Below are 16,322 nucleotides of genomic sequence, written 5' to 3' on the forward strand. Positions count from 1 at the left end.
ATGGAATTAACCTCGTTTGTCTAATATCAAACCATTATGGATTACGCGTACCGCATCTTTCACACGATCTTCCGCAACGAGGCAGGAGATACTGATTTCAGAAGTCGAAATGATTTCAATATTGATTCCCTCTTTACTGAGGATATCGAACATTTGAGCCGCAACGCCCGGTTGACCTAACATGCCGGCACCGATGATGGATACTTTCGCCATTTTTTCATCGATATTGACAGCTTCAATGTCGATAGACTGTTGTAGTTGCGCCAATACTTCACGCGCCAATACGACATCATCCAAAGCAATTGTAAAAATAAGGTCCGTCTTAGGCTCATTTTTAGAACGGATAGATTGAACAATCATATCCACATCCACATTTTTCTCCGCCAACGCTTTAAATACGGTTGCCGCGATGCCCGGCTTATTCTCAACGCCTACGAGAGCCACTTTTGCTGTGTTTGTATCATCTGCAACTCCGGTAATAACGTGTTTATTTGCTTCCACTGTATAATCCTCCCGAATAATTGTACCTGTTGTATCACTGAATGTAGAACGCACATGAATAGGTACGCCATATCGAAAACCCATTTCTACGGCGCGAGGTTGCATTACCCCTGCACCAAGGCGAGCCATTTCAAGCATTTCACCGTATGTGACCTCTTCCAGTTTGAAAGCTTCCTTCGCCACGCGAGGATCCGTCGAATACACGCCGTCAACATCGGTAAAGATTTCACATACATCCGCTTCCATCGCACCTGCCAGAGCTACCGCAGTCGTATCGGAACCTCCGCGCCCGAGGGTAACCATATCGCCAATATCGGTAATCCCCTGAAATCCCGCAACGACAACGATATTACCTTCGTTAAGGGCTGTAAACACACGGTTCGGATCAATCTCAAGAATACGACCTTTATTAAAATTGTCAGAACTTGTGATACCCGCTTGAGCCCCTGTCATGGAAATGGCCTTTTGTCCACGCTCACTGAAAGCCATAGCCATCAACGCGATTGTAACCTGTTCCCCGGTACATAATAATCGGTCCATTTCACGACCATATGGTTTCGACGTCACTTGCTTTGCTAGGGCTACCAAATCATCAGTAGTGTCCCCCATCGCGGAAACGACGACAACAATCTGATCGTCAGATTGCTTCTCTCTAATAACGCGATCGACGATATTGAATATTTTTTCCGGTGTTGCTACAGAACTGCCACCAAATTTTTTAACGATTAAGGCCACAATAATCCCTCATTTAACGTAACTTACTAAAAATGAATATGCATTTACTTTACCACAAAATGAACCGCACTGTAAAGGTTCTGACAGCACATTTTCCACCAGTAATAAACTTTAATCTTTTTCACGAGGACAAAAATATGCAAAAAAAATACCAGCTCGGAAGCTGGTATTAAAGTTGCAATTAAGCAACAACGATATCTTTTTCAGATTCCCACAAACCGTGGATGTTGCAGTAAGAAACAGCAATCAATTTGCCGGATTTCTTCAACGCTACTGCAAGAGTACCTTCAGAAACAGCCACTACAGGACCTTCATTAGCAGTTGCACCGTCACCATGCACGTTGAAATCGATAGCACCGATTTCGTAAGGTAATTGAGTGCCTTCCGCTACGAAGTACAATTTAATCCAACCGATATGATGTTCTACCGTATTTGGATGTGCAATGTCCTTACCTACGGACAATGTTACGTGGAAAGTTTCACCTGCTTTTACAGTATCCACAGTTTCAATTACGGGAACGTGTTTTTCAATTGCGAAATCGCCAGATTTAATGTAGTCATGAACAGCCATAAAAACCTCCTGGTTAATTCTTATATACATACTTAATGTTTATAAATCTCATGCACACGCTGTGCTTATGTCTATATTATACATTTTCGATATAGTTTACGCAAGAACTTTTTCGAAAAATTTAGATTTATTTTTCAGCTGAGAATACTTGGTAATTTTACTCTAGGAAACGCCTAAAATTCTATGCCCTTGGCAGCCTTGATTCCCTTTTCATAAGCGTGCTTAACAACCTTCATTTCCGTTACCGTATCCGCCAACTCGATAATCTCAGGCTTTGCATAACGGCCCGTCAAAATAACATGGAGGCGTTCCGGCTTATGTTGTAGCATATCTACTACAGATTGCACATCGATGAGCTCATAGTTAATAGCATTATTAATTTCATCCATAATAATGAGATCCCATTTATCTGAGTTAACCTCATCAACCAAAGTACGCCATGCCTCCTGGGCGGCCGTCTTATGTCGATCCAATTCCGCCGGAGATATTTCATCTCTCTTATAATAAATAAAGCCCTTCCCCATGGAACGAATCTCTATATTATCCCCCAACTTCTCGATGCCTGCCAATTCTCCATAGCCGTTACCACTTTTTATAAACTGTAAAATCAAGACCTTAAAGCCTTGCCCTACAGCACGTAACGCTACACCCAAAGCAGCTGTCGTTTTCCCTTTACCGTTGCCGGTATTGACCAAAATCAAACCACGATCACTCATAAGCAACTCCTTATTATCGGTTATTTTTAAATGCCTCACATCGATTTACGAAATGCTGAGCCCCTTCATCGGTGCCGGCAAAATTCAAATGCAGATACGATGCCAACACATTATTCGATGCATAACCTCCATCATAGGATTGAGGTTTACGCCCGCCCTCCAGGTGAAAAGCCCACGGGAAATTTTCAATGGTAGGCTCCATCGTAGAAAAATGGAATTCATGACCGCGTAAGCTCGCCCCTGTATCGCCCAACAAGGTATCTCGTTTAGCCGTAGCCGTCACATACCCTATCTTTTGCAGATTTTGCTGCATCTTGCAATTAGCGGGCACGATACCAACTGTATCATATACAGAACCTTCAAAATCATGAATCGTTTCACATAAATACATGAGGCCGCCACATTCCGCATAAATTGGCATTCCCTGTTCGCTGGCTTCACGAATCGATGACTTCATAGCTTCATTGGCGGATAACTGATGTAAAAACATCTCCGGAAATCCTCCGCCAAAAATGAGCCCGTCAACAGAAGGAATCTCAACATCATTGAGAGGACTGAAATATACAAGCTCAGCCCCCTTTTTCTCTAATGCCGCAAGGCTGGCAGGATAATAAAAAGAAAAAGCTTCATCATAGGCAACGCCTATTTTAGCTTTTTTCTGCATATGCGTTGTATCGGTCGCTTCCGGCAATTCAATTGCCGGCGCACTCGATGCAATAGAAAGCAACCGCTCTAAGTCCACCATCTTTTCCACAGCGCTGCGGATCGTTGCAATGGCTTCCGTCGGATCCGACTCTGTTACCGGAGTCAACCCGAGATGGCGTTCCGGTGAGTGCATACGGTCATCACGATAAATAGCTCCGATTACGGGAACACCTATTTTATCCATACCTTCACGAATCATGCGCTCATGGTTAACCGATCCCAAGCGGTTTAAGATAACACCTCCGAAATTAACCTCCGGATCATAATCTCGAAACCCTTTGGCGATAGCGGCGGCGCTTTCACCCATAGCCTTACAATCGATGACGAGCACCACCGGCGCCTGTAATTGTTTGGCGATTTGAGCCGTACTGCTCACGCCCTCTCGTCCACCGTCGTAAAGCCCCATCACTCCTTCGATAATAGCGAGGTCTACACCGTTCGCCATCGATGCAAAAAAGGGATTCAACTTGTGAGGCGGTACCAGCCACGTATCTAAATTATAACTGTCTCGACCGGATGCAATTTTATGAAAGCCCGGATCAATATAATCCGGGCCCACTTTAAAAGATTGCACCGTACGTCCTTCCCCTGCATAAGCCGCTAATAGGCCTGCTACAATAGTCGTCTTACCTACACCTGAATTGGTGCCGGCAATGACAACGCGTGGAATCTGTACTGTGTTCATAGATATTACCTCGTAGTTACGACGTGTTTGTTAACGGTCCTTGCGCTTTGCAAGAATCGTAGATAAATAGTTAAGTTTTGAATCTTTAGGCATATTATCAAGACCTACAAAAACCTGTTCATCAGGCAAACCCACGCGGCTGATCATCACCGCATCATCCGCCATATTATGCTTTAACAGCACCTCTTGCACTTCGTCAAAGTTCTTATATACTTTCATGATAACCGCATCATCCGCAACGGCCAGTACAGCATCGATTTTTTCCTTCGGCGCGGTAGCAGGAACAATAGCGAGAACCTCTTCCTTCTCTACGATAGGATATCCCAAATACGAACCGATGGCACAAAAAGCCGTAATGCCGGGAATCGTTTCGATTTCATGACCCGTATTTTCAATCAAACGATATACATACATATATGTACTGTAGAACATAGGGTCACCAAGGGTTAAGAATACGACGCTCTTACCTTGATCCAAATAGGACAGGATAATGCGTTTCGCCTCTTCCCAGCCTTCCTGTTGAGTCGCATTATCCAAGACCATCGGGAATACAACGGGAACGATTTCTGTATGCTCCTGAATGTACGGCTGTGCAATATTCAGTGCTACAGAGCCGTCTTTCTTTTCCGTTTTCGGTGTAATAATAATATCCGCTTCACCTACGATACGCGCAGCTTTCACAGTCATCAGTTCAGAATCGCCAGGACCTACGCCAATGCCATATAACTTACCTTTCATGGTATATCTCCTATTCCAACATTTTTTAATATAAATATATATTTTACAATCTGACTTCTATTATAACCAATTTATGCAACATATACAAAGATCTATTTAATATTCGGAATAGCAGGTCGATGGGCACTGCGCTTACCATATATATCGTCGATGCAATCCTGTACATGTTGACGGAAAATATCGTGGATCACATCATATTCGCCAAGGGCGCTATTAATCGGTTCAACCTCATAACCGGCCGCAGCGATTTCATTGATTGCACTGTCATCTGCATCACCGAAGAGATCATTTTGTGCATGATCACCTAATACGAGCAATAAAGGATGTACATAAATTCGGTTCGGCCGCTTCCCATCCAGCCATTCCCAAGGCAAAGCCACATCCGTAATATATGGCGCATTTTCAAGAACAGCCACACGGACATTAGTGAGCCCCGCACGAATCAATTTAAATTGTAAATTACCATACGAGGAATTCCCCGAGCCGAGACCGCCATGACCGACCAGCAGTAGACCGTCCTCATCAGAAATATTCAAAGATTTGATAAAACGATCGATTAAAATCTGATAGTCATCCGGATGCTCCTCCTGTGCCATGTAGTACACGAGAGGTCTACCAACACGCAATACTTCAAGCCGACCTTCCCCTTCATGAGCCAGAATGTTATGTTTCAGCTTATCAAACTCTTCACCGCCCGTAAAATGTAACGGCTGTACATACACATGAGTATACCCGTCCTGAATGAGCTGTTCCAGCGCTCCCTGCTCAGTAGGAATGGTAATCCCCCGCTCGCGCAATCGCTTCACGATAATACGAGATGAAAAGGCAAGCTTTACCGTATAATCGGGAAAGGATTTACTAATATATTTCACAACGGAATCAATATTCTGTTCACGAGCACTGTCAACCGTGGAGCCGAAAGCTACCACTAAAATCGCTTGTTTCATGAAAGTCTCCTTATCTAATCATCATTATATGTTAATCATACCATAGAGATTTCACAGACGTCATACCATAGTACGTATAAAATAGCGATTATAAGTATTTTTCATAGTGAAAGTATCACTGATACGTCACGATAATCCCAGTGAAATATGCACACATCCTATTCAAAAAATCATACTCCTCATATAAAAATCCCCTCTACTAGTTATCTAATAGAGAGGATTTTTAAGTTCAAAATAATGTAACGCCCCTTAAGAAATCAAGCCTTGTACTTCAACACGAGAGGCGGAGGTCATAACCGGTTTCACGGATTCTCTGGGCGTACTGCGTCTACGGTCAGACATACGAATCGCCTGACCCAAATGCTTCAGGAATAAATCCTGAACATATGGATTTTCCCCAAGACCTTCATTCCAGATAGATACATTATAGCCTTCTTCCGCAAGCAACGCATAAATCGAATCGGAGCGTTCGCCGCCGAGATAATCCATAAGATGCGTAGAACCGATGAGTGCCAACGGTACCACAAGAACGTCTTCATGTCCCATACGGTCAAGCAATGTTAAAGCTTGTTTAAATGTAGGGAAACCGTTCGTCGTAAATACCGCAATATTAGGAGCCGCACCATACATCGCTTTCAGCTGCAACGTACTGAATTCCAACTGATTCTGGCCGTTCGCCATCAATACAACAGATTTATTCAACGCTTTTGTATTCACGTGACGAATAATACCTTCTAACGTAGCTTCATAGTCATCCGCATAATTTTTTACACCTAACGACGTAAGAAGCGGTTTTCCGATATTCACTTGCGAAAATCCGTAATCGTTACTGTGCAAAAATTTTAGAGCCTGTTTACGCATCAATTGATAACATTGATCCGATACCAATGTAACAGGTTGAATATACACCTCATCCACTCCGATACGTGCAAAGTCCTGCATGACATCTGTGAAAGAAGAAATTTTATCATCATATTTCTCATTCCACTTTTCAACCAGTGCATCGGATAAGAATACGCGACGTACCTCCATATCAGCATACATGGTGCGCACTTTTTTTTCTATACTGCCAATGGATTTTTCCACCGCATCTTGATAAATTGATCCAAAGGATGCAATAATGATACCTTTCATATGTGACCTCCATATTACTCATACATGAAACAACGTTCATAAATGAAAATTGTTATCAACTAATATGTAATAATACTACATGATTAGTATGCGGAAGTCAATGAGAAAATTTATCAATTAAAAATGTATAGAAAATTAGATCGTGTATCAGTACAATACAAGCCACACTAACATTATCAATAGAAATATTAAGAAAACACAATAAGCATTTGAATTGTGATAATCTGGAGCTTCTTTTAATTTATAATGTCCTATCAACTCAACGAAATAAAAAATACATACATTTATATAAACGATCAATAAATCATCAAAAAAATCTTTTACAAAGAATATATCTACAACATATAAACTACTTACAACACAGCCCAAAGCAACAAATATTTTATATAAAGTCTTAAATTTAATCCACAATAAATTTTTTTCGGATCCAATTTACGCCTTATATGCTTTGAACCCAAAATAACCGAAAAGAGAAATCGGTACTACAGTTTTATACATCGCTAAATTTTGTATCATTTATTCAACTCTTAACTACAACACTCCAATAATCACCGTTCGTATAAAGTAATACTGAATGATATTACATTTTGTACTTTTATCTATACCAGATATATTTCTTATTAACAATTATAACCTTTCCATTAGTCTCTATATTATGTTTCAAGTCCATAATATATCTAACATTTCTCTCTACTTGAGCAGTATAGAAAAATATTTTTTGATTAATAAATTGATAGAATATATTAATATCACAAGAATCATCATATTAAAGACACTGCTTAACTATTTTTAATATTGTTTTATTTAATATGTGCCTCTCCACTCGTCTTGTTTAAATAAACTTTTTTCGAAACCTATTATTATGCTAATCTCTCTAATTTACTATATCTTCTCAACTTCTTCCTTCCATTTATCTATAAGCTTTTGTGCCTCAAATTCGTTAGCACGCCCCCACATTCTGGTATTATAATTTAAAGCAAAAGACGCTAACTTAATTTGCTCAACATCAGAAAATCTCCCTAATTTCCTCTTATCTAATTTTTGAATCACATCATATACCTTATTATTTGAAATATATTTCGAAAAACTTTCTAAATTAAAGCTCCAACCACTACTATTACTGCCTTTCCACCGAATTGCTATTGAGCAGATAAATCTTAATATATGCTCTTCATTCTTTAAGAGTTTCACCAAATAATCTGTAGCTTTATCTTCATCAAAACACTGCCATAAATAAAAAGCAATACCAAAATTATTTATATCGAAAAGTATTTCTTTCTTCGAAATAATACTGATTTTTGAGGTATATATTTTTTCAATATCGGACAAATGTTCAAGGCTTATAATCTGACCTTCCTTCCATTCTGAGTCTCCCGCCAACCTTCCATATGCTAATTCTATTCTATTAATAATATTAGCAATTGTCCCTAATTTGAATTTATTAGCATTTTTAACAGCATCTTTAATTATTTCAAATCTTTCAGTTTCTTTATCTACCTTACTAATAAGATTCATTATGAGTGATTCGGCAATAGAATTAGCAGATTTCATATACCATTTGCTTAAATCTTCCCCCTTAATTTTGTCTATTATATTAAGAATTGCCGAAGCTAGTAATCCCAAACGGTTATTCGGTACCTTATTAACTAGCGATTCTATTTCTTCTAGAAAATACAAACTATGTCCCTGCTCATTAATTTTTTCAATACTCTTACCTAAAGCCTCTATGCCAAGTTCAAATATACATGAATTAACTGTACTTCTAGAAACTTTTATATCATCTAAATCATGTATGAAATACAATTCAAATTTTTCTTCATGTGCAATTCGATTATCACCTCTAATACTTCGCTCATCCCGATAACTAGTATATTTATTGATGTCTGTAGCAAAAGCAGGAAAAATAGTAGAGAGAAAATTGATAGCTCTATCAGGATTTATCTTCATTTTTTCAAATTGATTATAATATAATTTATAATAGTCTTCATTATTTCTATTCATTGATGAAAAACTATGTATCTCCGTACGACAAAGGGCATCTTTATTATTAGAAATCCACTTATAAAGTTTTGGCTCTAAAACTTCAATAGTAGTAATAGCCATAATATCTTCAAAAGAAGTCTCCGCATACAAAAAACCATATCTAAAACGAAATGCATTTACAACCCTATTAACATCTCTTAAATTTTTAATATACGGTTCTATACAGCGATAAAAAACATCTCCCCAATAATCGTCATCCAAAATAATATTTTGAGGAACTTTTCCAATAATTTGATCAATCTTAGAGAAAAATATATTATTTAATTTTGATTTTCTTATCTCTGGAATCTCAAATGGAACTTGAATAATTTTTTCTAAATATTCATTACCATCTATATTATGCACATCATTTAACGCACGACATACTACATTCCTATCCATCATTAACACATATATTATATTCGGAAAATCCCCAACTTGTTTCACTAATTGAAAAATATCCCTAATTTGTAAATTAGAAAGCCGATCAATATCATCAATAACTACAATAATCTTATTATTAGCCTCAATCAACACTTCTTTAAGATTCGCTTTACACTTATCTAAATCAATGTCTTGTATCAACTTTGCACCTTGAGCTTGTACTAATGTTTTTAATAATGGTGCGAGACCTGCACCAACTATTGGCACAATTGATAATGCATCTATAGCACCTGAATAATCACTTAGGACCTGACCTATCTTCTTTTTTAACACTTCATTATCACTAATATCTAGCTTATTTTTTAAACTTTGAAAAAATAAACTAATAAGATTATCTTTATCTGAATAATTCCATGGAGAAAATTTTATTATCATTGGTTTGTTTTTATTAGATTCTGCCTGTATATTTATTTCTTCTATTGCCATATTAATAATGGAGGTTTTTCCTGTTCCCCATTTTCCAAACAAACCTACTACTAACCCCTCTTCTCCATCATACTCATAAATGGCTTTACCAAGTTGTCTTGAAAAAGATGCACGGCCTAATAAATCTTGTTTCATCGTATCAATTGGCTTATCTGCGCTATAATTCATAAATTTAATAACCTCCCCATATAACCTTTATATTATTCCACTTAAATAAAAACTCTTCATTTATTATAACTCAATAAATATAGAAAAACTCATTAGTATATAAATACAATAAATACAGCGTTAAATAAGTTATAATAATTAGTACTGCTCCCTTTCCCCCATCAAGTACAACCCCTATTTGCAAAAACATTATCATACAAAAAAACCAACATATATAGATTATATTTAAACTTATAAGAATAGTATTTCATACCCCTATAACCAACGAGAATACTCCAGCAGTTCTTAGGCTTTGACCTATATTTATCATTAATTTTTATGCAGCAAATGTCTGTTTCTTCATACTACTACAGGTATAGGGTTTATTGACACCCCCATGCCCCTTTGCTACCATGACATTAAGGTTATATATATACAGTAAATCTATAGTTCTCAATATATGTCTACTACGGCAACTGTATATATGTGTAGTTGTAGTTATAGATAGGAGTTTTAAAATGAAAAAAGAATTAACATTAGCATCCGCTCTATTAGGTCTTGCCGTATCTTTCGGTGCACCGATTGTATCTGACGCAGCATATCAACTAAATGAAGAGGTTAAAAATCCTACACCTGCGTTATTGGAAGCATCTTCTATCGGTGTTCGCACTCATGAAACTAAGGAGCTTCAAAATCAAGAAAATAAAGATGCTATCGTTGTTATGAGTTTCGGTACTACCTACAAAGAAACACGCGCTAAAACTATCGACGCTACTGTAGCCGCTATTCAGGCAGCACATCCTAATACAAAAGTAGTAACAGCTTTCACAAGCCATATCATTCGTGACCGTATCCAAGCGAAAGAAGGCATTACCTACCCAACACCTGAAGAAGCATTGGATCAGTTGAAAGCAGCCGGTTATACACGCGTTGCACTTACAACATTAGATGTTATCCCCGGTATGGAATACAATTATGACGTAGCTGTATTTAACTTATATAAAAACAACTTCAAAAAAATGACTCTTGGTACTCCACTCATGTACTGGATGGGCCAAGAAAATCAAACCGACGAAGTAGTAGAAACATTAAAAGCCGTAACATCCCAATTCCCTAAATTGGGTAAAGATGATGCAGTGCTTATCATGGCTCACGGTACTCCGGATCCATCCAACGCATACTATGCAGTTATCCAGGATCGCATCGATTCCCTAGGTCTTAAAAATACATTTATCTACACGGTTGAAGGTACTCCAAATCTTGAACAGGTAATCCCTCAATTAAAAGCTAAAGGCATTAAACATGTTACATTAATGCCGTTCATGATGGTAGCCGGCGACCATGCTAATAATGATATGGCCGGTGATGAACCTGATTCTCACAAATCTATCCTTACAAAAGCAGGCTTCAAGGTTGATACATACCTTCACGGTCTTGGGGAAAACCAAAATATCCGTAAAATTTTCGTAGAACGCGCTAACGAAGCTTGGGATGCATTACAAAAATAGTTGATAAGGAGTTATTATGAAACGCATTTGGATTGCCGCTACAGTATTATTAAGTTTACTCATGGTACTGGGCGGATGTACAAAGACATCTACGGCACCATTCGCAGATACACGTGATATTACTTTAGACAGCACAACCTATACCGTACCGGCACATCCGGAAAAAATTGCGGTTCTATCGAACTCTTTGCTTTTAATGCTATATGCGGTAGACGGTAAAGCCATCAGCCGTGTCAGCACAACGGATCCATTGCCTCCGGAATTAGAAGCATTGCCCGTATTAGGTCAGACGGCCAATATCAATATAGAGCAACTGCTCAGCCTGCACCCTGATTTTGTTTTAGGCCTCGAATCACAGCATAAAAAATACGAATCCGTCTTAACCAGCAATCATATTCCGACGGTACTCGTTAATTACGAAGGTATCAAGGACAATGTACCTCTTATCAAATTCCTTGGTAACCTCACCAATCACCAGGATAAGGCCGATGCATTAGTTGCGACTTATGAAAGCAACATTCAACGCGTTAAGGATGCCGTCAAAAATCAGACACCTGCACGCGTGGCCGTATTACGCGCTACCGGTAAAGGTGTTACGGCAGAAACAGATGCAGCCATTACCGCATCTATGGTCAAGGATTTAGGCATGACAAATGTCGTTTCCGCTCATCTCGATAAGGCTACCACTGATAAAACCGTGCCTTACTCGTTAGAAACATTGGCGGAAGATGATCCGGACATTATCTTTGTCGTAACCATGGGCAAGGAAGAAGAAATTACAAAGGCGATGCAGCAGGCCATGACAGGCAACCCTGCATGGAATAATCTGAAAGCTGTACAAAACAATCGCGTTGTGTATTTACCGTCTAAACTATTCCTGTTAAATCCGGGACTCAATACACCTGAAGCAATGGCTAAACTTGTAAAAGAAGCTTACGGAATAGACGTAACATTTTAGAGCAAATCAATTCTATACACTCTAACACTAAATAAAAAGGTGGTAGTGAAATACGTATTTCACTACCACCTTTTTTACAACATATCCAGTCTGATTTTTACAATTGACCCAAACGATAAAATGCCGATGCACAAAGGTATAAGGACAATCTTTATTTATATACTTATGCCAATCCCTGAATTTTTACATAAGGCTTATCCGTTCTATCTTCAATGACAGCACGCACCTTAAAGACGTCTAACAATAGCTGTTCCGTCATGATATCCTGCGGAACTCCATCGACTACGAGATGCCCTTCCTTGATAACCGCCATATAATCAGCGTACTGTGCAGCTTGCGTCAAATCATGCAGCACCATGAGGACCGTCATATTCTGTTCACGATTGAGCCGTTTCAACAACTCCATGATTTCCAGTTGATGATTGATATCCAAATAGGTCGTCGGTTCATCCAGAACGAGCAACTGCGGTTCCTGTGCAAGGGCCATCGCAATCCACACGCGTTGTCGCTCCCCGCCCGACAAGGACGGCATCATTTGATGTCTCAAACGGGATGTCTTCGTAATCTCCAGTGCCCGATCCACAGCAAGACGATCCTCCTTCGCCGTATTTTTCCACCAAGACTGATGAGGATAGCGACCGCAGTAGACGAGCTCTTCAACGGTCATATCGCGCGGCATATCCGGTACCTGCGGTAAAAATGCCATATACGTGGATAATTCCTTCTGTGAATAGTCTTCAAGCGTTTTCCCATTAATCGATACATTGCCGGAATCGGCTTTCACATGACCGATAATAGACCGTAAAAGCGTGCTTTTACCACAACCGTTAGGCCCTATGAGGGCTGTAATCTCATGATTCGGAATAGCGAAAGAAATATCATGTAATATATGACGGCCGCCCAGAATAATATTCAATCGGTCCACACTGATCGCAGCACCGTTATGATTCATTATCTATCCCTCCTCAACAAATACAAGAAGAACGGTGCCCCGAAAAAGGCCATGATGATGCCTACAGGAATTTCAATAGGACTGGCGATAACGCGCCCTACCGTGTCGCTCACGACTAACACAAGAGCCCCAAGTAAGGCAGAACCCGGTAACAAGTATGCGTAATCATTGCCGATAATCAGGCGCAACATATGAGGTACCACGAGACCGACAAAACCGATAAGCCCCGCAATACTCACCGCACCGGCAGCTAAAAGAGCAGCCACGGCGGTCATCATAAACCGTGTTTGCTCAACTTTAAGGCCCAGCCCCTTCGCCGTCTCATCCCCTAAGCTCAATATGGTGAGGCGCTTTGCACCTAAGCAGGCCAAGATAAGGCCTACCGTAGCATACGGGAATAGCACCTCTACCTGAGGCCAGCTGCGAGCCGATAAACCTCCTACCATCCAAAGCAAGGCACCTTGTACACGATCCCCGTAAAATACGAGAAGAGCCGAAATACCGGAGCCTAAGAAAGCGGCTACAGCCACGCCGGCCAAAATAATTCGACTCGGTCTGATGCCATTTTTCCAAGCCAATGCGTAGACCATGAGAGCCGCCCCCATAGCACCTAAAAAAGCTACTAAAGGCACGATATAATCATAACCGGGGAATAATATCAGAACGATAACGCCAGCAAGGCCCGCTCCTGATGATACCCCTACGATCTGAGGATCCGCCAGTGGATTCTTCATGACCGCCTGTAAAATAGCACCGGATACGGCAAGAGAAGCCCCTACAAAGGCGGCTACAATATTGCGAGGAAACCGTATATTCCATATTATCTGAGATGATGTAGATGTTAATTCTGAAGACGTCAACGCTTGCCAAATATCCTGCAATGACACATATGTGGAGCCGTACAACAGCGAGAAAATCATGCTGGATACGACGGCAGCGATCAAAATAATCATAACAAGCATGCGAAATGCTTTACGATTAGTTGCAGTACCCATAGTTTACTTCTCGTGTTTACCTTCTACAAAGAGCATGTCATTGCGTTTCACATCTGTATAAAGCAATGCATTACATACGGATGCGGCAATCGGACTGCCGCCCTTGTTGCCTTTTACTGTGATATACGGTACAGGGGACACCTCCATGAGGTAATCTTTGGATTCGGCCGCCCCCACAAAGCCTACAGGAATACCGATGATAAGGGCCGGTTTTACACCTTCTTCGAGAGCAAGGCGCAATACTTCGTAAAGTGCAGTCGGCGCATTACCGATAGCGACGATTTGGCCTTCTAACTGTTTGCCGAATGTACGCATGGCTGCGATAGAGCGCGTAACCCCCAATTCTTTCGCCATCTTAGCTACATTTTCATCCTTGATGAGGCAATGTACTTCATTACCGCGAAGTTTAAGAGCCGGTTTGGAAATACCCGTGCGTACCATTTCCACATCAGTGTAAATATCTGCCCCCTTATCTAACGCTTCGATACCTTTTTGTACCGCATCAGGGCTCATTTTAACGAGTTGTGCGTATTCCACGTCACCGGAAGCGTGAACCGTTCTGGATACAACGCGGATCTCATCATCGCTTAACCCCAAATCCTTTACATAATCGTAAATGATTTCCATACTTTTATCTTCAATGGCTTTAGGATTTTTTACGTAATCCATTAGTGTCCTCCCATAAATTAAAAAATTCTTCATTCGACGAAACCATAGGCCCTTCAATGGTCACACGCGGCCTGTCGATAACAATAACATGGATATTAAGGTCCATGGCGGCCTGCAGTTTCGTATCCGCTCCGCCGACGAGGCCGGAGTTTTTCATCACCACCACGCTCGCCTTCGTATCATGAAACATGATGCGATTCATATCATATGAAAATGGACCTTGTACGGCAACAATGCGTTTAGGACTCACCTTGAGGTCCTCCATCATGGTGAGCACCTCTGCAGTCGGCAAAATCCGAGTCCATACTTCACAATCCCGTAAAGCTTCAGACTTGGCAAAAATATGCATCGTCTTACTGCCTGTCGTCAAATACACATGACCGTTGTTTTCTTTTGCTAATCGGCCTGCCAGGTTTGCCGCTTCCGCTTCATCCGTTACGATATGCAATTTATCGTAATCCGGTAGCGGCACCTCTTTACGCTCAAAGCGAACGAACGGAATATCCATCGCCTTCGCCGCATCCTGAGCCGTCGACGTTACGATAGCCGCATAAGGATGGCTGGCATCAATCAATAAACGCACATCGTGTTCCGCGATTAAATTCTGCATAGCCTGTTGATCGAGGCGTCCCGTATGAACTGTAATGCCTTTATGAGCGGCCAACTCCGCTCCATATTGACTCACCACGGTAACCAGTACATCTTCATCGGTCCGCTCCTGAATGTCTACCGCTAAAGTGCGTCCATCCAAAGTCCCGGCGATGACCCATATCATAATTTATAGCCTCGTGGTGTAATCATACGGCCATTTTCAACATATGTTTGGCTGTTACCGATGATAACGAGGGTCTGCATATCCACTTCTTCGTTTGTAAAGTTTTCAAGGTCAGAAATAATCATATGTTGACCGGCACGCCCTGCTTTTTGCACGATACCGACCGGTGTTTTAGGATCACGATATTTAAGAACGATATCACGAACTTCATCAAGATGCGTTACGCGTTTTTTACTGCGCGGATTGTAAAGGGAAATAACCATATCCCCTTGTGCACAGAGATCAGCACGTTTTTTTATGAGATCCCAGGGAGTCATCAAATCACTTAGGGAGATCACAGCAAAGTCATGCATCAACGGCGCACCCAATACAGATGCCGCTACATTTACAGCACTTAGACCCGGTACGATATCTACGGAAGGACGTCTGTCGGCAGGCACTTTATTAGCCAATTCCAACACAAGCCCCGCCATGCCGTATACGCCGGAGTCACCGGAGGATACTACCACAACCTGATGCCCTTCTACGGCGAGATCAACCGCTTGTTGACAACGGTCCACCTCTTGCATCATCGCCGTTCCTACAGTTTCCTTGCCTTTGATTAGTTCCTCAATCAAATCGAGATATGTCAAGTAACCTACCACGCGGTCTGCCGCCAAAATAGCTTCACGCGCCTGTGGTGTCATAAACTCCG

Annotated in this window: 15 protein-coding genes; 2 read left to right on the forward strand and 13 right to left on the reverse strand. The window is 40.8% G+C overall.

Annotated features, from left to right (window positions below):
* Positions 1 to 6: 6 nt before the first annotated feature.
* The 8 genes from VEHSUH05_RS08025 to VEHSUH05_RS08060 all read right to left on the reverse strand — a co-directional run bounded on the left by VEHSUH05_RS08025 (position 7) and on the right by VEHSUH05_RS08060 (position 9,792).
* Positions 7 to 1,236: an aspartate kinase gene (locus VEHSUH05_RS08025; RefSeq protein ID WP_038115471.1), complete on the reverse strand. Its 1,230-nt coding sequence runs from the start codon at positions 1,234 to 1,236 to the stop codon at positions 7 to 9.
* Positions 1,237 to 1,417: 181 nt separating this feature from the next.
* Entirely contained in the window at positions 1,418 to 1,807 is a 390-nt protein-coding gene (locus VEHSUH05_RS08030) for a class II SORL domain-containing protein (RefSeq protein WP_054673657.1), read from the reverse strand.
* A 173-nt stretch (positions 1,808 to 1,980) separates the two neighbouring features.
* Positions 1,981 to 2,523 (reverse strand): cob(I)yrinic acid a,c-diamide adenosyltransferase, encoded by a 543-nt coding sequence (gene cobO, locus VEHSUH05_RS08035; RefSeq protein ID WP_105091261.1) that lies wholly within the window; start codon positions 2,521 to 2,523, stop codon positions 1,981 to 1,983.
* A gap of 13 nt (positions 2,524 to 2,536) precedes the next feature.
* A complete protein-coding gene (locus VEHSUH05_RS08040) occupies positions 2,537 to 3,913 on the reverse strand; it encodes a cobyrinic acid a,c-diamide synthase CobB (protein WP_105091262.1) in 1,377 nt (458 codons plus the stop codon).
* Between the two features lie 30 nt (positions 3,914 to 3,943).
* A complete protein-coding gene (cobI, locus tag VEHSUH05_RS08045) occupies positions 3,944 to 4,651 on the reverse strand; it encodes a precorrin-2 C(20)-methyltransferase (RefSeq protein ID WP_054673662.1) in 708 nt (235 codons plus the stop codon).
* Between the two features lie 92 nt (positions 4,652 to 4,743).
* Complete coding sequence (locus tag VEHSUH05_RS08050; RefSeq protein ID WP_105091263.1) at positions 4,744 to 5,598, reverse strand: sirohydrochlorin cobaltochelatase; 855 nt, start codon at positions 5,596 to 5,598, stop codon at positions 4,744 to 4,746.
* A gap of 249 nt (positions 5,599 to 5,847) precedes the next feature.
* Positions 5,848 to 6,732 carry a sirohydrochlorin cobaltochelatase gene (locus tag VEHSUH05_RS08055; protein WP_105091264.1) on the reverse strand — a complete coding sequence of 295 codons (885 nt, stop codon included), beginning with the start codon at positions 6,730 to 6,732 and terminating at the stop codon, positions 5,848 to 5,850.
* Between the two features lie 882 nt (positions 6,733 to 7,614).
* Complete coding sequence (locus VEHSUH05_RS08060) at positions 7,615 to 9,792, reverse strand: KAP family P-loop NTPase fold protein (protein ID WP_105091265.1); 2,178 nt, start codon at positions 9,790 to 9,792, stop codon at positions 7,615 to 7,617.
* Positions 9,793 to 10,289: 497 nt separating this feature from the next.
* On the opposite strand from VEHSUH05_RS08060, the gene VEHSUH05_RS08065 reads away from it, so the two are divergent.
* Both VEHSUH05_RS08065 and VEHSUH05_RS08070 read left to right on the forward strand, forming a co-directional pair.
* Positions 10,290 to 11,279 (forward strand): sirohydrochlorin cobaltochelatase, encoded by a 990-nt coding sequence (locus VEHSUH05_RS08065; RefSeq protein WP_054673669.1) that lies wholly within the window; start codon positions 10,290 to 10,292, stop codon positions 11,277 to 11,279.
* 16 nt (positions 11,280 to 11,295) lie between these two features.
* Complete coding sequence (locus VEHSUH05_RS08070) at positions 11,296 to 12,237, forward strand: ABC transporter substrate-binding protein (protein ID WP_054673671.1); 942 nt, start codon at positions 11,296 to 11,298, stop codon at positions 12,235 to 12,237.
* A gap of 163 nt (positions 12,238 to 12,400) precedes the next feature.
* Here VEHSUH05_RS08070 and VEHSUH05_RS08075 read toward each other — a convergent pair whose 3' ends face one another.
* From VEHSUH05_RS08075 to cobJ, 5 genes are read right to left on the reverse strand one after another with little or no spacing between them, the layout of a single operon-like run.
* On the reverse strand, positions 12,401 to 13,189 hold the full coding sequence (locus VEHSUH05_RS08075; RefSeq protein WP_105091266.1) for an ABC transporter ATP-binding protein: 789 nt from the start codon (positions 13,187 to 13,189) through the stop codon (positions 12,401 to 12,403).
* The gene (locus tag VEHSUH05_RS08080; RefSeq protein ID WP_105091267.1) at positions 13,189 to 14,184 is read right to left on the reverse strand and encodes a FecCD family ABC transporter permease; all 996 of its coding nucleotides are present in this window, start codon (positions 14,182 to 14,184) and stop codon (positions 13,189 to 13,191) included. The genes VEHSUH05_RS08075 and VEHSUH05_RS08080 overlap by 1 nt, the downstream gene beginning before the upstream one ends.
* A gap of 3 nt (positions 14,185 to 14,187) precedes the next feature.
* A complete protein-coding gene (locus VEHSUH05_RS08085) occupies positions 14,188 to 14,853 on the reverse strand; it encodes a precorrin-8X methylmutase (protein WP_095066148.1) in 666 nt (221 codons plus the stop codon).
* Positions 14,831 to 15,628: a precorrin-6A reductase gene (cobK, locus tag VEHSUH05_RS08090; RefSeq protein ID WP_054673674.1), complete on the reverse strand. Its 798-nt coding sequence runs from the start codon at positions 15,626 to 15,628 to the stop codon at positions 14,831 to 14,833. The genes VEHSUH05_RS08085 and cobK overlap by 23 nt, the downstream gene beginning before the upstream one ends.
* Positions 15,625 to 16,314: a precorrin-3B C(17)-methyltransferase gene (gene cobJ / locus VEHSUH05_RS08095; RefSeq protein WP_245875959.1), complete on the reverse strand. Its 690-nt coding sequence runs from the start codon at positions 16,312 to 16,314 to the stop codon at positions 15,625 to 15,627. The genes cobK and cobJ overlap by 4 nt, the downstream gene beginning before the upstream one ends.
* Between the last annotated feature and the right edge of the window lie 8 nt (positions 16,315 to 16,322).

It is taken from the genome of Veillonella denticariosi JCM 15641, assembly GCF_002959855.1.
GTDB classification, from domain to species: Bacteria; Bacillota; Negativicutes; order Veillonellales; family Veillonellaceae; genus Veillonella; species Veillonella denticariosi.